This window comes from Pigmentiphaga sp. YJ18, assembly GCF_038066655.1.
Classification (GTDB): Bacteria; Pseudomonadota; Gammaproteobacteria; order Burkholderiales; family Burkholderiaceae_B; genus Pigmentiphaga.
On record NZ_JBBUKU010000004.1, the window covers coordinates 498408 to 515844 of the forward strand.

General features: G+C 67.6%; 19 protein-coding genes. 17 read left to right on the forward strand and 2 right to left on the reverse strand.

All coding sequences use genetic code 11. From position 1 onward, the window contains the following. The first annotated feature begins 234 nt into the window (after positions 1 to 234). The 7 genes from WKR98_RS24845 to WKR98_RS24875 all read left to right on the forward strand — a co-directional run bounded on the left by WKR98_RS24845 (position 235) and on the right by WKR98_RS24875 (position 7781). Complete coding sequence (locus tag WKR98_RS24845) at positions 235 to 1449, forward strand: MarR family transcriptional regulator (protein WP_124690121.1); 1215 nt, start codon at positions 235 to 237, stop codon at positions 1447 to 1449. 220 nt (positions 1450 to 1669) lie between these two features. Next, positions 1670 to 2719: an ABC transporter substrate-binding protein gene (locus WKR98_RS24850; protein WP_124690120.1), complete on the forward strand. Its 1050-nt coding sequence runs from the start codon at positions 1670 to 1672 to the stop codon at positions 2717 to 2719. 140 nt (positions 2720 to 2859) lie between these two features. After that, the gene (locus WKR98_RS24855) at positions 2860 to 3630 is read left to right on the forward strand and encodes an ABC transporter ATP-binding protein (RefSeq protein ID WP_341434928.1); all 771 of its coding nucleotides are present in this window, start codon (positions 2860 to 2862) and stop codon (positions 3628 to 3630) included. Beyond that, entirely contained in the window at positions 3627 to 4454 is an 828-nt protein-coding gene (locus WKR98_RS24860) for an ABC transporter permease (protein ID WP_341434929.1), read from the forward strand. Before WKR98_RS24855 ends, WKR98_RS24860 begins: the two co-directional genes overlap by 4 nt. Beyond that, the gene (locus WKR98_RS24865; RefSeq protein ID WP_341434930.1) at positions 4447 to 5283 is read left to right on the forward strand and encodes an ABC transporter permease; all 837 of its coding nucleotides are present in this window, start codon (positions 4447 to 4449) and stop codon (positions 5281 to 5283) included. Before WKR98_RS24860 ends, WKR98_RS24865 begins: the two co-directional genes overlap by 8 nt. Before the next feature lie 58 nt (positions 5284 to 5341). Beyond that, a complete protein-coding gene (locus tag WKR98_RS24870) occupies positions 5342 to 6877 on the forward strand; it encodes an FAD-dependent monooxygenase (protein WP_341434931.1) in 1536 nt (511 codons plus the stop codon). Between the two features lie 7 nt (positions 6878 to 6884). Continuing rightward, positions 6885 to 7781: an NAD(P)H-binding protein gene (locus WKR98_RS24875; protein WP_124690115.1), complete on the forward strand. Its 897-nt coding sequence runs from the start codon at positions 6885 to 6887 to the stop codon at positions 7779 to 7781. On the opposite strand, the gene WKR98_RS24880 is transcribed toward WKR98_RS24875, so the two are convergent. Further along, positions 7750 to 8718: a Bug family tripartite tricarboxylate transporter substrate binding protein gene (locus WKR98_RS24880; protein WP_341434932.1), complete on the reverse strand. Its 969-nt coding sequence runs from the start codon at positions 8716 to 8718 to the stop codon at positions 7750 to 7752. The two genes, WKR98_RS24875 and WKR98_RS24880, sit on opposite strands and share 32 nt — an antisense overlap. A gap of 4 nt (positions 8719 to 8722) precedes the next feature. Further along, positions 8723 to 9637, reverse strand: a complete 915-nt coding sequence (locus WKR98_RS24885) for an alpha/beta hydrolase (RefSeq protein WP_124690113.1) — start codon at positions 9635 to 9637, stop codon at positions 8723 to 8725. A 311-nt stretch (positions 9638 to 9948) separates the two neighbouring features. On the opposite strand from WKR98_RS24885, the gene pssA reads away from it, so the two are divergent. From pssA to WKR98_RS24935, 10 genes are all read left to right on the forward strand, one after another. Continuing rightward, on the forward strand, positions 9949 to 10734 hold the full coding sequence (gene pssA, locus WKR98_RS24890) for a CDP-diacylglycerol--serine O-phosphatidyltransferase (RefSeq protein ID WP_192901759.1): 786 nt from the start codon (positions 9949 to 9951) through the stop codon (positions 10732 to 10734). 103 nt (positions 10735 to 10837) lie between these two features. Continuing rightward, positions 10838 to 12379, forward strand: coding sequence for a 2-isopropylmalate synthase (locus WKR98_RS24895; RefSeq protein ID WP_341434933.1), 1542 nt, complete (start codon positions 10838 to 10840; stop codon positions 12377 to 12379). Beyond that, the gene (locus tag WKR98_RS24900; RefSeq protein ID WP_341434934.1) at positions 12379 to 12909 is read left to right on the forward strand and encodes a GNAT family N-acetyltransferase; all 531 of its coding nucleotides are present in this window, start codon (positions 12379 to 12381) and stop codon (positions 12907 to 12909) included. The genes WKR98_RS24895 and WKR98_RS24900 overlap by 1 nt, the downstream gene beginning before the upstream one ends. 154 nt (positions 12910 to 13063) lie before the next feature. Next, positions 13064 to 13810: a S1 family peptidase gene (locus WKR98_RS24905; protein WP_341434935.1), complete on the forward strand. Its 747-nt coding sequence runs from the start codon at positions 13064 to 13066 to the stop codon at positions 13808 to 13810. A 32-nt stretch (positions 13811 to 13842) separates the two neighbouring features. Continuing rightward, positions 13843 to 14343 (forward strand): YbaB/EbfC family DNA-binding protein, encoded by a 501-nt coding sequence (locus WKR98_RS24910; RefSeq protein WP_341434936.1) that lies wholly within the window; start codon positions 13843 to 13845, stop codon positions 14341 to 14343. Between the two features lie 49 nt (positions 14344 to 14392). Then, positions 14393 to 14563: a hypothetical protein gene (locus WKR98_RS24915; protein WP_341434937.1), complete on the forward strand. Its 171-nt coding sequence runs from the start codon at positions 14393 to 14395 to the stop codon at positions 14561 to 14563. A 164-nt stretch (positions 14564 to 14727) separates the two neighbouring features. After that, the gene (locus WKR98_RS24920; RefSeq protein ID WP_341434938.1) at positions 14728 to 15372 is read left to right on the forward strand and encodes an STN domain-containing protein; all 645 of its coding nucleotides are present in this window, start codon (positions 14728 to 14730) and stop codon (positions 15370 to 15372) included. Next, positions 15369 to 15977 carry an RNA polymerase sigma factor gene (locus WKR98_RS24925; protein ID WP_341434939.1) on the forward strand — a complete coding sequence of 203 codons (609 nt, stop codon included), beginning with the start codon at positions 15369 to 15371 and terminating at the stop codon, positions 15975 to 15977. The genes WKR98_RS24920 and WKR98_RS24925 overlap by 4 nt, the downstream gene beginning before the upstream one ends. A gap of 18 nt (positions 15978 to 15995) precedes the next feature. Then, on the forward strand, positions 15996 to 16991 hold the full coding sequence (locus WKR98_RS24930; RefSeq protein ID WP_341434940.1) for a FecR family protein: 996 nt from the start codon (positions 15996 to 15998) through the stop codon (positions 16989 to 16991). 209 nt (positions 16992 to 17200) lie between these two features. After that, positions 17201 to 17437: hypothetical protein (locus tag WKR98_RS24935; RefSeq protein WP_341434941.1), on the forward strand; the 237-nt coding region annotated here is incomplete at its 3' end.

A 17437-nucleotide genomic window follows, 5' to 3' on the forward strand; every position in this document is an offset into this window, starting at 1 on the left:
CGCGCGTGTTGCGTTCGGCAGGGGTTTGGAGCAATGCGGTCGTCTTCATGGTGAATCTCCTCGTGCGCCGGGCACAGGCAAAAAGTCGCAAGCCTTGATTGAGGAAACGCTCGATGACGGGATCATGCTGCGGCCGCCGGCTTAGGCGAGTCTTAATTCGGCCTCCATGTTCTCTCCCGGTGGTTCCCGTAAGGAATACGGTAGAATGCCGTACAAATTACGGAGATAGTCGGCATGGCCAAGACCGAACGATTCGAAATGCGCCTGGACGAGTCGTCCGGGGCCGCCATCGACGCCTGGCGCGACGCGCACATGGCGGGCGCATCGCGGGCGCAGGCGGTCCGGGCGCTGATCGAGCGCGGCCTGGCGGGCGCGCCTGCCGGCGGTCCCCGGTTCAGCGACGGCGAGAAGACCCTGATGGCCTTCATGGGCGACCTGTTTCGCCACCTGGGCGCGCCGGCGGAGCGGGTGGATGCCGTATGCCGGGGATTCGCGACCGGCAATCACTGGGCCGCTGATCTGGAGATGGGCGGGCTGTACAGTCCGGCGTCCTCGTCGGCATCGCCGGACGACGCTCGCTTCGTGCTGTCGGTGCTCGAAATGTGGGAAGTGTTCGAGTCCGCGTTCGAGGATTTTTCCGAGGCCCAGCGGGCACAGGTGCTGGGCGGCGAAGGCGCGCAGCGGCGCGGGCGGGGTGCGCGCCGGCCCGCGGAGCTGCGGTTTGCCGGTTTTGATGCGGTCCATGAGCCCGAGTTGCTGCGGATCGCGGAATTCCTGGTGCGCGAGATGCGGCGCTTCGGGCGTTTCGCCGGGCGCAGCCTGGTGGCGGCTCAAGGTGGGGCGCGCCGGGATCATGCGGCCCGCCTGCGTTACTACGAAAGGCTGCTGCCCACGCTGGCGGGGCGTCGGCCGACCCCCGACGAGGTGCGCGAATTCCTGTGGCTGCGCGCCGAGACGTCCGGAGCTGAGCCGGCGGCCGGCGGCCGCGGCGTGTCCCATCTCAAGGAGTTTTCGTTCCATCGCTTCGGCCTGCTGGCGCCGCGCGTCAATGCGCTCAGCCGGGTGCTGACCCGCAGCGCGGTGCAGTTCGCCAAGGCGGAGTACGGGCTTTCGCAGGTCGAATGGCTGGCGGTCACGCTGCTGGGGGCGTTCGAGCCGGTCTCCATCGGCGAACTGGCCTACCACGCGATGCTGGATGCCGGCCAGATGAGCCGGACGGTGTCCGGGCTGGTCGAGCGCGGATTCGTCGAACGCCGGCGCAGCGAGGAAGACAGCCGCGAGACCGTGCTGACGCTGACCGGGGAAGGCGAGGAGATGCGCCGGCGCCTGGCGGACGCGGCGGCGGCCCGCAATCGGCACGTGGTCGGGGACCTGCCGGAAAGCGAGCTTGCCGTCGTCTATGCCCGCCTGGATGGCTTCATTGCCCGGGCCCGGCAGTTGGTGGACTGACGGTTCAAGCCTTGAAGTATGACTTATTCATTTAATTGTGCAGAGGCTTAAGGGTTTGCTGTTTTTCGTGAAGTCCTTGATTTAACGGGAAATAACGAAATTCATAGGGTTGGCTGGAGGTGGTGTTAGGGAAAACTCCAGCGCTTTTATGTTTGACTATATCAAATAAAAAATCGCAGAATGCCTCCTGTTGCGTTCCATTCGATCCAGGAGCCCTGCGATGCCGGTTTTATCCCTTGGTGCTTTTCCTTCATCGATCACCGCCGCGCGAGGAGTGTTGATCCTGGCGCTGTCGGCCGGTGCCTTGCCCGCGCTTGCCGCCGAAGGCGATGCCTGCGCGGCGGTGGACCTGTCCGGGGCCAAGTCCTCGCCGGTCGCCATCCGCTACGGCACGACCGGCGGCGGCGAGGAGCCGTTGGCGCTGCTGTGGGCGGACCAGGCCAGCTATCCCGGCAATGGCAAGTTCTACACCATGCAGGTCACGGAGTTCACGTCCACGGACCGCATGACGGCCTTCCAGGCCGGGCAGATCGACGCCGGCACGATCAGCTTTCCCTCGCTGGTGACGGCGGTGCACGTGGGCATCGACGCGCGGGCGGTCGCCTCGCTGGTCCAGGTCAACGAGGCCGACAACGAAGGCGCGTTCGCATCGTTGTCCAGCGGCGGCATCCGCGACATCAAGGATTTCAAGGGCAAGAAGGTCGGCTACTACGGGCCGAATACCATCAGTGAATACTGGGTCAAGAGCGCGCTGCGGCGCGCGGGCATGAAGCCGAACGACGTCTCGTTCGTATCGCTGCCGCCGCCCGCCCAGGAGCAGGCCTTGCGCAACGGCCAGATAGACGTGGCCTGGCTGGCCCGCCAGTTCCTGTTCAAGGCGAAGTCCGCGGGCGGCGTGGAAACCATCATGACGCCGTTCCAGGCCACGGGCGGAGCCAGCCAGCCCAGCCTGCTGATCTTCTTCTCGCCCAGGTTCATCAAGGCCCATCCTCAGGCCTATTGCGCGTGGCGCAAGGATTACCAGCAGGCCCTGGCCAACTGGTCGGCCAACCGCGAGGCGGCCTATCCGAAGCTGATCGCCGCCAAGTACGTGACGCCGTTCTCGGCCAAGGCCGGTGCCGACGGCGGACGCAGTCCCGACGGCGCGGTTTCGCTGGCCGAGTTCGACGCCACGATGAAGGACATGGCGACTTCCCGCTTCCTGCCGCCGTCCATGGTGCAGCCCGCCGCCAAGCTGGTGATGCCGGGCTATTCCTTGACCAGGAAATAGGCTCACCCCCTACCCGCTGCGCGGGCCCCCTCAAGGGGGCGGCACGGGCGGACTGGCAAAGCCAGATCCGCCGTGCCCTGGGGCATTCAGGTTGTGTGGGTGTTTTCGCTCGAGGAGTTCTTTTGTTAGAAGTCAAAAAGGTGACGAAGACGTTTCGTCGCGGCAAGCACGTCGTCAATGCGCTGAGCGCGGTGGACCTGACGGTTCGCAAGGGCGAGTTCCTGACCATATTGGGTCCCAGCGGGTGCGGCAAGACGACCTTGCTGCACATGCTGGGGGGCTTCGAGTTCCCGACCGAGGGCAGTGTCGAGATCGAGGGCCGGCCCATTACCGGTCCCGGCCGTGATCGCGGCATGGTCTTCCAGGAGGCCATGCTGTTCCCGTGGCGCACGGTGCGGGCCAACGTGGCCTGGCCGCTGCAGGTGGCCGGCACGCCCAGGCGCGAGGCGCATGCGCGGGCCGACGAACTGTTGGCCAGGGTCGGCCTGGCGCGGTTCGGCAATGCCTATCCCGGCGAACTGTCCGGCGGCATGCGCCAGCGCGCGGCGCTGGCGCGGACGCTGGCGATGGAGCCCAGCGTGCTGCTGATGGACGAGCCCTTCGGCGCGCTCGACGCGCAGACGCGCGAGGTCATGCAGGAGGAACTGACCCGGCTGTGGCAGGCCTCGGGCCTGACGGTGGTCTTCATCACGCACGACATCAACGAGGCCATTTTCCTGGGCGACCGGGTGGTCGTGATGGGGGCCTCGCCCGGACGCGTGGTCGAGGATTGCGCCATCGAGCTCGCCCGGCCGCGTTCGTCGGAAACCAAGGCCGATCCGCGCATTCTCGAATATCGTTCGCACCTGTGGGAAGTGCTGCGCCGCGAGTCGGCGCGGAGCACGCCCGCGATGGCGGAGGCCGGGCGATGAGCACGTCGGGCAGCATGGCCGCGCAACTGATGCGCAGGCAATCCTTCCCGGGCGCCTCGCGCGAACGGACCTGGCTGATATCGAGCCTGTTCACGATGTTCGTCCTGGCAGCGTGGGAAGCACTGGCGATGGCGGGCGTCCTGCCCGCATACATCTACGGGCCCATCGAGATCGCCCGGGCCTTCGTCGAACTGGCCCGCGGCGGCGATCTGGCCGCGCAGACCGGGCCTAGCCTCTACCGCGCCCTGAGCGGCTTTTTCATCGGCAGCGCCATCGGCGTCATGCTCGGCCTCCTGGCCGGCGTCTCGCGGGTGTTCCGCGACCTGTTCGACCTGACCCAGTCGTTCACCCATCCCATTCCCAAGATCGCGCTGTTTCCGGCCATCGCGGTGCTGCTGGGCTTTACCGACAAGTCGCGCATCCTCGTGATCGCCATCAGCGCCTTCTATCCGTCCTACCTGAACGCGATGAACGGCGCGCTGGGCATCAACGCGCGGCTGCTCTGGGTGGCGCGCAACGCCGGCGCCTCGAAGCTGCGCACCTTCTTTCAGGTGGTGGTGCCGGCGGCCATGCCGCGTGCGCTGGTGGGCGTACGCATCAGCCTGATGATTTCCTTCGTCCTGATGGTCGCCACCGAGGTGGTCGGGCATTCCAACGGCCTGGGCGCCGGCCTGATGGAGGCGTACCGCGATGGCGAGTACGGCGCCATGTACGCGGGCATCGTCGCCGTCGCGTTGTGCGGCGTGGTCTCGAACGCCGTGCTGCAACTGGTGGTGCGTGCCCTGGGCGGTGGCCGCCATGCGGGAGGGGGTGGCCATGGCTGATGCCGATATCCGCGCGGCCCGTCCGCTTTCCGGAGCGGTGCGAGGCAGGTCCGCGGACCGGGGCCTGGCTGCGATCCTGCTGTCGAGTCCGGTGCTCAAGGCACTGGGCCTGGCCGCGGTGCTGGGGGCCTGGCAGCTCTACGCCACGATGAACGGCACGCGCCTGACGCCGGGCCTGGAGGCCATCGGGCAGAGCTTCATGCAACTGCTGGAAGACGGCGAATTGCTGGAGCACGCCGCGGTCACGCTGACGCGCGGTTTCGCCGGGCTGGCGATCTCGTTCCTGGTGGCGGGCCTGCTGGGTTTCGTGGCGGCCCGCAGCTGGGTGGTGGATGTCGCGCTGGGCCCCTTCGTCACCTTCGGCTACCCGGTGCCCAAGCTGGCGCTGTACCCGGTCATCATCCTGCTGTTGGGACTGGGCGCGGGCTCGCGTATCGCCCAGGTGGCGCTGGAGTGCTTCTTTCCGATCTTCGTGCATTGCTACGCCGGCGCCCGCGCCGTCGCGCCGAAGATGGAGTGGCTGGCCCGCAATACCGGCGCCGGCCGCTGGCGGCTGCTGACCGACGTGATCGTGCCGAGCGCGCTGCCCTTCGTGTTCACCGGCCTGCGCGTGGCGGTGCCCATCATGCTGATCGTGATGACCGTGACCGAGTTCATCGGCGATTCGCAGGGCCTGGGCTACCTGATCGCGCGTTCGGCATCGTATTTCGATACCGCATCGGCCTTCGCCGTGGTCGCCACGCTGGGCGCGATCGGCTTCGTCAGCGACCGGATCGTCGTCAAGCTGCGCAGCCGCGTGGTGTTCTGGGAGAAAGGCGCATCTCTCTGACCGTCAGTCCCCGACCTGTCCATTTTCCCCACATACTATCTTTCATAAGAGCTACATCGTGAGCACAGAGCATATCGACGTCGTGATCGTCGGCGCCGGCCTGGCCGGTCTTTCCAGCGCGGTCTTCCTCGGCATGAACGGCGTGAAGGCGCTGGTGGTCGAGCGCCGCGAAGGCACCTCCATTCTGCCGAAAGCGCGCGGAGCCAACCCGGTCACCATGGAGGCCCTGCGCACCGCCGGCCTGGCCGAGGCCATCCACAAGGCCATGCCGCCGGGCAAGCCGGCAATCACCTCGGTGGTGTCGGAAAGCCTGACCGGCAAGGTGCTCTACGATCACGTCGCGCACCGCCCCGACTTCTCCATGTTCTCGCCCGAGCGTCCGGGCATGGCCAGCCAGGCCCGCGCCGAAGAGGCATTGCTGCGCCGCGCGCTGGAACTGGGGGCGCAGGTGCGCTTCAAGACCCGCTGCGAAGCGCTGGTGCAGGACGACGAGGGCGTGGACCTGACGCTGTGCGACATGGAAACCGGGCAGGCCCGCACGGTGCGCGCCAAGTACGTGATCGCCTCCGACGGCATACGCGGCAGCATCGCCGGCTGGCTGGGCATAGGCACGCACGGCCTGGGCGCGATCAAGTCGGTCACCGCCGTGCGCTTCAAGGCCGACCTGACCCAATGGGCGGGCGACAACGCCATGGTCATCCACTACCTGCAGAACCCTGCGCTACCCGATGGCGCGGGCGTGCTGGTCAGCACCGACTACAAGGACGAATGGGTCGCCAACATGTCCGCTGATCCCGAGCGCGACGAGGCCGGCATGCGCGAGATCATCAAGATCATGACCGGCCTGCCCGACCTGGACTTCGAGATCATCGGCACGGTCAGCTACGACTACGGCCATCGCATCGCCGACCGCTTCCGCGCCGGCCGCGTGCTGCTGACGGGCGACGCCGCGCACGTGATGCCGCCCACCGGCGGGCAGGGCGGCAATACCGCCGTGCAGGACGGCTACTACCTGGGCTGGAAGCTGGCCGCGGTCATCCAGGGCAAGGCCGGCCCGTCGCTGCTGGACAGCTACGAGATCGAACGCCAGCCCTACGCGGAAGAGGTCTGCAACTGGCAGGTCGCCAACCTGGCCGAGCGTCGCCGCATCGATACGCTGGCCGAACGCATCGGCGCGCCGCTGGACCATGCCACGCTGCTGTTCGGCTACATCTGCCCGCCCAACGGAGCACTGGTGCCCGAGCCCGGCACCGAGGACCAGCGCTTCGAGCATCCCGCGCGGGCCTCGGGACGCCCGGGTGCGCGCGTGCCCTATGTCGAGCTGGAGGGCGTGGATGGCGGAAGGGTTGCTCCGCGTCATTTGCTGGGGCCGTGGTTCATGGCCTTCACGGCCGTGCCGGGCGGCGCCGAGGCGGCCCGGGCGGCCGCCGATGAGCTGGGCATCGAGCTGAAGGCTTATCCGGTCAAGTCCACGGCCCCGCTGCATGCCGGCGAACGGCAGACCGTCCTGGTGCGGCCCGATGGCGTCGTGGCCTGGCGTGGCGCCGACAACGCCGGCATCGGCCGCGCGCTGCGCACGGTCCTGTGTCGCTGAGCGCGCCATGATCCTGGTGACCGGCGCGACCGGCAACGTCGGCGGGTGCGTGGTGCGCCGCCTCGTGCAGGCCGGCGAGCGCGTGCGGGCCCTGGCGCGGGATCCCTCGGCCGCCGCTTTTCCCGCCGGCGTGGAAGCTTGCGCGGGGGACCTGTCCGCGCCCGGAAGCCTGGCGCATGCGTTCGAGGGCGTGGACCGCCTGTTCCTGTTCACACCCGCATCCGGTACCGGGTCGATCGTGCGCGTGGCCCGCGAGGCGGGCGTGCGGCGGGTCGTGCTGCTGTCCTCGGCCGCCACCCAGAAGGCCGATCCGCGCATCAATCCCATCGCGGCGCGCCATGCCGCCGCCGAAGCGGCGGTGCGCGAGGCGGGGCTGCGCTGGACATTCCTGCGGCCGGACAGTTTCGCCGCCAACGCCTGCGCCTGGGCCGACTCCATCCGCCGCGAAGGCGTCGTGCGGGCGGCGTATCCCGACGCGCAGCGCAACCCCATCCACGAGGACGACGTGGCCGCGGCGGCGGTGGCGGCATTGCTGGATGCCGCGCACGAGGGCCATGCCTATGCGTTGACGGGGCCCGCCGTCATCACCCAGGCGGGCCAGGTGCGGGCCATTGCCGAGGCCATCGGCAAGCCGCTGCGCTTCGAGGCGTTGACGCGGGAGCAGGCCCTGGCCGCGCGCCCGGCCGGCACGCCGGTCGAGGTCGCGGAGCGACTGCTCGACTATGCGCTGAAATCGGTGGCGACCGCGCCCGCGGTTACCGATGCGGTCGAGCGGGTGACGGGCCGTCCGGCCCGCGCGTTCGCGCAGTGGGCGCGCGACCACGCGGCGGCGTTCACCCAGCCGGAAACGCCAACCGGGGCGATACCCGCCGTCAATCGATCCGGATATCCAGGCCGCGGATGACGTCGCCCCACATGCGGTTCTCCTGCGCCATGTATTGCGCCAGTTCTTCTGGCGTGGACACCGCGACGTCCACGCCTGCCCCGGCCAGAGCTTCACGCGCCTCGGGCTTGGACAGTCCGGCGCGTACCGCCTCGTTCAGGCGCGCGACGATGTTCCTGGGCATTCCCGCCGGCCCCAGCAGCGCCAGCCACACCACCGCGTCGTAGTCCGGGACGCCCGCTTCGGCCAGGCTGGGCACGTCCGGCAGTTGGGCGTTGCGGCGCGTGCTGGTGACGCCCAGCGCCTTGATCTTGCCGCTCTTGACGTGCGGCAGGCCGTTGGACACGGCTGCGAAGCTGGTTTCCACGAAGCCCGCCGCCAGGTCCTTCATGGCGCCGCCGCTGCCGCGATAGGGAACGTGTTCCAGATTGGCGCCGGACTTGGCCAGGAACAGCGCTCCCATCAGGTGCTGCGTGCTGCCGTTGCCGGATGAGGCGTATCGGAGGTGGGAGCCGTTCGACTTGGACAGCGTGATGAGTTCCTGCACCGACTGGACGGGCAGCTTGGTGTTGACGAAAAGCACGTACGGGCTGTCCGCCAGCTTGGCGATGGGCGTGAAGCTCTTGATCGGATCGTAGTCCAGGTTCTTGTACAGCCGGTGGCTGGTGACGTGGTTGGTCGAGACGATCTCGAGGGTGTAGCCGTCGGGAGCCGCCTTGGCCACGAAGTCCGTGCCTATGGTCGAGCCGGCGCCGGGCTTGTTCTCGACGATGAAGGACTGGCCCAGCGCGCTGCTGAGCTGTTGGGTGACGACGCGCGCCACGACATCGGTGAAACCGCCGGGTTCGAAAGGGACGATGACCTTGACCGGACGTTCCGGATAAGTCTCGGCGGCCCCTGCGTGCAGCGAAAGTGCGAGCAGCGGTGCCGCCCATGCCATGCCGTGGATGCGCTTCATGGAGTCAACCTCCGTATCGGGCTTCGGGGAGCGTGAGAAAGGCGTGCAGGATGTGATAGACGCGCAGGTAGTTCTTCTGCTGGAAGCTGGCGTGCGAGATGCCCGACATGACGGTGAACTGCTTGTCCATGTTGGGCAGCCGTTCGAAGAAGCGCATCAGGTCGTCGAAGCTGGCGATGCCGTCGTATTCGCCGCGCATGACCAGGGTCGGCACCCGCAGGTGCAGCGGGTCGATCAGCGGCAGCTTCGAGCACATGTCCACGTAGGTTCCCGTGGGCATGGAATCGTCCAGGGTCAGGATGGCGTCGGCGAAGGCCTCGACGGTGGCGTCGTCGGCGGTGCCGGGGTGGTCGCGGTTGAAGATGCTGTGGACGAAGGCGCGGTCGATGGGGCGACGCGTCCTGGCCTGGAACTCGGGCAGTTTCTTGGCGCGTTCCTTCAGGGTGGGGCTGCCTTCGCCGGTCCAGACGAAGGCATCGAGCGCGATGCGGGCGACGCGCTCGGGATGGCGCTGCGCGAACAGCGCTGCCTTCAGCGCGCCCGACGAGATGCCGTAGACGAACAGCGGCTTGCCGCCGTTGCGCGCCAGGATGTATTGCGATCCCGCGGCGAGGTCGTCGGCGCCGTTGGCGATGTCGAAATTGATCGGTCGGTGCTTGTCGGAGCGGCCGTAGCCTTCGTTGTCCATGCACCAGGTGTCGAATCCCCGGCGGGCGAACCAGTCCATGACGGAGGAGTCCGGCCTGCCGGGGACTGACAGGTCGAACGTGGGCTGCGAAGCCATGGACGAGCCGTGCACGAAAAGGATCGTGCCGGCGAACGGAACATCGGTGGCGGCCGGTTTCTGCCACAGGAACAGGCGGATGTCGCCCTTCGTGGTCCAGTGCTCGGTACCGCCGTGCCATTCTACGTGGGGCATGCTGTCTCCAATTGGTACAACTATGGTTTTTGTGTTTGTACCAATCTAGCAGCGCGGCGTTTTGCAAGTCAATAGAAAGGGAATCGGAAAATGGCCTGGAGAATCAGGGATATCCAGGATTAAATGGAGTTTCAACGTATCTCGAAAAGTGGCGTCAAAAGTGGACCATTTGGTTTTATCTGCGGAAATTGGTCTTGGTGCGAGCTTCCCGCGCCAGCCCCGCGCAATTGGCCTGCCGGCACGGCTTCGGTTAACCTTCACCTCATGCTCAAAACCACTCTTTCTCCTTATTCCATGGGGGGCATTGCAACGTGGGTGCACCTCGACCATCCCTCTTCCGGCGGAGTCCAGTCGTGAAAGATCTGGAGCATCGCCACCGCGGCATCTACCTGCTGCCCAACGCATTCACGACGGCGGCCCTGTTCGCCGGCTTCTACGCCATCGTGCAGGCCATGAACGACCGCTTCGAGGCGGCGGCCATCGCCATCTTCGTCGCGATGGTGCTCGATGGCATGGACGGGCGCGTCGCGCGCCTGACCAATACCCAGTCGGCATTCGGCGAACAGTACGACTCGCTGTCGGACATGACTTCGTTCGGCGTGGCGCCGGCGCTGGTCATGTACGAATGGATCCTGACCGGCCTGGGGCGGTGGGGCTGGCTGGCGGCCTTCATCTACGTGGCCGGCGCGGCATTGCGGCTGGCCCGTTTCAACATCAACACCGGTGTGGTGGACAAGCGCTTCTTCCAGGGGCTTCCCAGCCCCGCGGCGGCGGCGCTGGTGGCGGGATTCGTCTGGCTGGCGGTCGATAACAAGCTGCCCATCCGCGAACTGTGGATGCCCTGGGTGGCCTTCGGCCTGACCGTCTACGCGGGCGTCAGCATGGTGTCGAACGCGCCGTTCTTCAGCGGCAAGTCCTTCGCGCTGGGGCGCAGCGTGCCGTTCTGGACCATCCTGCTGGTGGTGCTGGCCTTCGTCTTCATCTCCAGCGACCCTCCCATCGTGCTGTTCGCGCTGTTCGTGATCTACGGCCTGTCCGGCTACGTGCTGTGGGGCATGAAATGGAAAAAGAGCAGAAGGCCTTCCTCCATGTCCTGACAGGCGTTCCCGAGGAAAAAAGCGGAAAAAGGCGGCCCGGCTTGAAAAGCAGGGCCGCTTTTTTGTGGGGGGGTAAAATCCCCTCTTGGAAGGAGAGATAGTCATGAGCGACAAACTGATCGTTTTCGATACCACGCTGCGCGACGGCGAGCAAAGTCCCGGCGCCTCGATGACGCACGAGGAAAAGGTCCGCATCGCCAAGCAGCTCGAGAAGCTGTGCGTGGACATCATCGAGGCGGGGTTCGCCGCGGCCAGCAATGGCGATTTCGAATCGGTCCGCGCCATCGCGCTGGCCATCAAGGATTCCACCGTCTGTTCACTGGCGCGCGCCAACGACCGCGACATCTCGCGGGCGGGCGAGGCGCTGCGGGGCGCGAACAGCGCGCGCATCCATACCTTCATCGCGACCAGCGCGCTCCATATGGAGAAGAAGCTGCGCATGACGCCCGACCAGGTCTTCGAACAGGCCCGGCTGGCGGTGCGCTTCGCGCGCCAGTACACGGACAACATCGAGTTCTCGCCCGAGGACGGCAGCCGCTCGGATCCGGATTTCCTGTGCCGGGTCCTGGAAGCGGTGATCGCCGAAGGCGCCACCACCATCAACGTCGCCGATACCGTCGGCTATGCGGTGCCCGAGCAATATGGCGAGTTCATCCGCAAGCTGCGCGAGCGCATTCCCAATTCCGACAAGGCGGTCTGGTCTGTCCACTGCCACGACGACCTGGGCCTGGCCGTGGCCAATTCGCTGGCCGGCATCAAGATAGGCGGCGCCCGCCAGGTCGAGTGCACGATCAACGCCCTGGGCGAGCGCGCCGGCAACTGTTCGCTGGAAGAAGTGGTGATGGCGGTGAAGACCCGCAAGGACTACTTCGGCCTGGACGTCGGCATCGACGCCACGCAGATCATGCCGGCCTCGCGGCTGGTGTCGGGCATCACGGGCTTCGTCGTGCAGCCGAACAAGGCCATCGTCGGCGCCAATGCCTTCGCGCACGCCTCGGGCATCCACCAGGACGGCGTGCTCAAGGCGCGCCAGACCTACGAGATCATGCGTGCCGAGGACGTCGGCTGGGCGGCCAACAAGATCGTGCTGGGCAAGCTGTCCGGGCGCAACGCGTTCAAGCAGCGCTTGCAGGAACTCGGCATCGAGCTCGATTCCGAGCAGGCGGTGAACGAGGCCTTCGCGCGCTTCAAGGATCTGGCGGACCGCAAATCCGAGATCTTCGACGAAGACATCCACGCGCTGGTGTCGGGCGAGCAGGGCGAAGCCGGCGAGGGCGCCTACCGGTTCGTCGCGCTCGCGCAGCGCTCGGAAACGGGCGAGCGGCCCCACGCCCGCGTGGTGTTCTCGGAGAACGGCAAGGAGGTGGTGGCCGAGGCGCAGGGCAACGGGCCCGTCGATGCCACGGTGAACGCCATCGAAAGCCATACCCGCAGCGGCGCCGAACTGCTGCTGTTCTCGGTCAACGCCATTACCACCGGCACCGAGTCGCAGGGCGAGGTCACCATGCGGCTGTCCCGCTCCGGCCGCATCGTCAACGGCGTGGGGGCGGATCCCGACATCGTCGTGGCGGCGGCCAAGGCCTATCTGTCGGCGCTGAACAAGCTGCAATCGCCGGTGGAGAAGGTGCACGCGCAGGGGATCTGATGTCCGGCTCCCTCCGTTTTCCGGCGGGCTTCGCCGTCCAGGCGATGCAGCCGGCCGACGTCGAGGCCGTGCTGGTGGTGCAGGCCCAGGCCTACGCCGGCTTCGACCTGCTCGAGGATGCGGGCTTCTTCCTGAATCGCATCGAACTGTCGCCGCGCACCTGCTGGATCGCGCGCGGCGACGGCGAACTGCTGGGCTATCTGGTGTCCTATCCCTGGACGCTGGGCGAGCCGCCGCAGCTCAATGTCCCGCTGCGGGCCCTGCCCGCGGGGGCGCATAGCTGGTTCGTGCACGATTGCGCGGTGGCGCCCGCCGCCGCTGGCCGAGGCGTGGGCCGTGCCCTGGTCAGCGCCGGACTGCGCCATGCGCGTACGTCGGGCCTGGCCTGCGCGACGCTGGTATCGCTGGGGCCGGCCAGGCCCTACTGGGCCGCGCTGGGTTTCGAGCCCGTGGCGACGGATCCCGGCCAGCTCGACGGTTATGGCACCGATGCCTGCTACATGCGCCGCCTGCTGAGCGCGGAACGCTGACGCCTCGCTTTCCTCTTCGTCGTGTGAAATTTTCGTGACAACCGGGGGTTTCGCCGGCCGATTTCCGTCTAGATAGAAATAGCGGAATGTCCGACATATTCCGGCAATCACCCCGAGGCACTTTGTGCGGCTGACTTTTCAACGAGGGGGGCGCGTGGATACGGCGACTCGCCATCGCGCGGTTTCCATGGCGGCATGCGCCGCGCTGGTATCCCCGCTCGCATGGGGGCAGGCCGCCGTTTCGCCGCGGCTGTCGGCGACGGCGGAGACCCATGCCACCGGCGTCTTCCTGAATCCGCAGGGCGACGTACTGACGGCTCGTCATGCCGTCGAGCATTGCCGGGACATCCTGGCCGTCAAGGACGGCAGGGTGGTGCAGGCGCGTGTGCGCGCCATCAGCAACGAGCGCGACCTGGCCGTGCTGGGTACGGACCTGGTGCCTTACCTCAGCGCCACCTTTCCCGAACGCGCGCGGGCAGCTGAGGGGAGCGCGGGCGTGTTCACCGAGGCCTACAGCGTATTGCAACGCATGCCGCAACGCGGCAGCGTGTTGAGCAATGCCTTGACCGTGCCGGGTGGCGAGGATCTGAACCTGATATCGGGGGTCAAGCCGGGCACCAGCGGCAGCGCGGTGCTGCGCGGCGACGGATTGGTGGCCGGCGTGGTGGTCGAGCGCGTGGCACGGTGGCCGGGTGCGGCCACCGGCATGCTGAGCCGCGCATCCGGCGGCGCCGTGTTGCAGGGGCCCTCGCAGGTGCGCGCGATTTCCGCCGAACAGGTCAAGGCCTTCCTGCGCGACAACGGTATTGCCTTCACCCAGAGCGACGTTCCGCAGCTTGCCCCCAACCAGTCGCCAGCCGCCCGTGCCGCCACGCTGGCCGTCGGCATCCTGTGCGGCTGACGCCGTTTTCCCACTTTTGCGCATTGTCGACCATGGCACAGATTTCTTCTTCGAATCGATCCAGCTCTCGCGGGCGCGGCGGCCCGTTCGCCCGCGTCCGGGAGCGCCTCCTCCGCCTCGCCGGTGCCCTGGGACTGGGGCTGACCACGGCGGCGGGCAGTCCCGCCGCGGCGCAGGCGCCCGCGCAACCGGTGCCGCAGCACTGGATCAGCTATGCGCAGATGACCGGCAATCAGTTCCAGGCCTGGCTGAGCGACCCCGACAGTGAGACGGTCCAGCGGCTGCATGCCTGGATGCAGGAGCGGATGTTGCAGGAAGGGCCGGCCGTGCCGCCGGCGCCCTTGATCGTGCGCGTCTGGGTGGGGCAGGCGGGCAACGTCGAACGGCTGGAGTTCGCGTCGCTGGGACAGCCCCAGGCGGACGAGGACCTGCGCGCGCTGCTGACTTCCCAGTCCTTGTCCGAACCGCCCCCGCAGGACATGCGCCAGCCTATGGTGCTGCAACTGGAACTTAGTTTTGTGGCCAAGGGCTAGGCGGCCAGGCGGTCTTTGCCTGGCCGGGCCGCTGGCGCCCTGATCAGCTATGTCGAGCCGGCCGGCCCTTGCCGCGGGGCCGGATCCCGCGATGCCGCTGGGCATGGTCGTGCGCCCCCTGTTGCCGCAGGAACTGCAGGTCCTGCGCATCGAGGCCGGACTGCTGGTACAGCGAAGGGGAGCGAGGGTGTTCGTGGCGCTGGAGCTGCCGGCGCGGTGAAACGGATGTAATCCCGTTGTCACGCTTGCCGGCTACGATGCGGCGGCCTTGCCGCATGTCCGGTCCAGCCGTGCGGCCCTGAAGAACTGCCGCGTTTGGGGTGGAATGTCCTGTCTGCCGTTGCCCGCCTGCCAGTCCGCCGTCCGCGCGCCCGCCGTGTGCGCATGATGTTGCTTGCCTGGATCCTGGGGCCGTTCTGCTGCGGCTTCGTCAATCTCGCCGCTGCGGCGCCGACAGCCGGACGAGACGCCAGCGCGTTCGTCATCGACCGCCAGCCTTTGCACGATGCGTTGCAGGCCTATAGCCGGGCGACCGGGCGGTCAGTGCTTTACGACGCCGGCCAGGTGGCGCACTTGCGATCGACGGCCATCGATGGAAGCCTGGATCCCGACGCCGCCTTGGCCGCCTTGTTGCAGGGAACCGGGATGCAGGCCAGGTTCGCCTCGACCGGGGCGTTCGTGATCGTGCCGGTCGAGCCACCGGCGTCAACCGCGGCGCAGGGCGAAGGAGGGATCGCGCTTCATGCCGCTTTCTACGGCCGGGTGCAGCGCGTGGCCACCAGCATTCTTTGCGCCGACACCGGCCTGACGATCGGCCGATACCGGCTGGCGATCAGTGCCTACGTCAGCGGCTCCGGCGAACTGCGGCGGGTCAAGGCCGCGGCCCAGGGGCATGCCGAACTCGAACCCCGCATCGAAGCCAGCCTGGAAGGGGCGCGGCTGGAAATCGAGCCGCCGCCGGCGCTGGTCCAGCCGATCGTGCTGCTGGTGACGCAGCAGGCCGGCCGCCTGAAGGCCTGCGCATCATGACCGGCGGCGGCCTGGCCGAACTGAAGCGGCTGTTTGCCGAACGCTACGAAACGCTCAAGGCGCAGTTGGCCAGGCGCCTGGGGTCGGCGGAGCTGGCGAGCGATGCGCTGCACGATGCCTATGTACAACTGGCGGATCGGGAGGGTTTGAACGAAGTCAGGCATCCCCAGGCCTACCTGCTGCATACCGCCGTCAATGCCGCGATCGACAAGCTGCGCGGCACGCAGCGTTACCTGAGCGCCGACGAAGTGGCCGACCTGTACGAACTGGCGGACCCCGCGCCCGGTCCGTCGCGCGTGGCGCAGGCCCGCTTCGATCTGGGGCGCGCGGCCGATGCGCTGGCCGCCTTGCCGGCCAGGCAGCGCGACATACTGTACGCCGCGCGGGTCGATGGCCTGACGCTGAAGGAGCTGGCCCAGCGCTGGGGGGTATCTACGCGGCTGATCAGCCGGGAGCTGCAGGCGGCGCACGAATTCTGCGCGCGCCATATGGAGGCGGCGGGGGAAACGGTGGGGGCCGCTTCGGGCCGTTTCGGCAGAGATGGCAACAAATTGTCAGATCCCGCAGAAAAGCGTTCGCATATCCGCGTCTCCAAACGTCTATAAGAAGAAGGAAAAACGAACATGGACACCAAGCTTCACGGCATGACGGCAGGAGGCCCTATGAACGACCCCGGCGCGGACGGCGTCGACGCCGTGTTGCAGCAGGCGCGTGCCTGGGCGCGGCGGCTGGCCGTCGGCCGTCCGACCACCGCCGATGCCGAAGCCCTGCGCCGCTGGTGCGCGCAGAGCGCCATGCATGCGCAGATGTGGCGGCAAGCGAGCGCGGAGTGGCGCGAAATGGGCGAAGTCCTGCAGACGGTTCGGCGCCGGATCCCGGAGGCGCGGATGGCGCGGCCGGTCTCGCCGGGCCGCCGATGGTTCGTCGGCGCCGCGGTCGCCACGGCCGCGGGCGTGGTGGGCATGGTGAATCCGCCCCTGGGGCTGTGGCCTTCGTGGTCCGAGATGGGGGCGGATTACCGCACGGCCGTGGGCGAACAGCTTAGCGTGGCCCTGAGCGCGCACATCCAGCTGCTGTTGAATACCCAGACCAGCATCACGGTAAGGCAGGCCGATCCCCTGCGGGTCGAGCTGATCGCCGGCGAGGCCGAGATCCGCAGCGATGGCCGGGCGCCGCTCGAGATCCAGGCCGGATCGGGCCGTATCCAGCTCGCGGCGGGATGCGTGGAGGTCAGGCATCTGCCCCATGAGGAAACCCGGGTGCTGTGCACCGAGGGCCGGGCCGAGGTGCGCCATGCCCACGGCGTCCTGACCTTGTACGCCCGCGAGTCGGCTTCATACGGCGCCGGCCGGACGCTTGTGGTCATGGGCGAGGGGCCGGCCGCGTCGTCGGGATGGCGCCAGGGATACATCGTCTTCCACGATACGCCGCTGACCGATGCGGTGGCCGAGATCAACCGCTATCGCAGTGGCCGCGTGATCCTGATGAGCGACGAACTGGCCCGCCAGCGCATCAGCGGCCGCTTCACCATCCAGGATACTGATCAGGCCATCACCCTCATCCAGCAGCTCTATGCCGCCCACGTCCGCCGCGTGGCGAACGTCGTGATGCTGGGGTGACCTGTCACTAAAAATTCATGCGGGTTTTTGTTCCATCTTTTTCCCGGGCGGCGTCTATACGGACATAGGGGTGCGCGGCTTGCGCGCCCGAGCTGATTCATCTGTCTAGGATCCGACCCGATATGTCCGTGCCCGTCCAGCCTGTCGCTTCGTCCCGTGTGACGCTCTCAATCCGATCCGCGCGTTGCGCCGCATGGCGGCGTACGCCGATGGCGGCGGCGATCGCGGCGCTGGCGCTGACGGGAGCGTTCGCCGATCCGGCGCATGCGCAGCATGCGTTCAGTCCGGCGTGGTTCGCGGCCAAGGGAGCGGCGCAGAGCACGGCGACGGCCACGGGGCGGCTGCCCAACGGCCTGCCGGCTTCTTCGTTGACGGCGCCCGAGCAGCAATCGGCGGCGGCGCGGCAGAAGCTGCAGACCTCGATCAACAACCTGAACCTGGCGGCG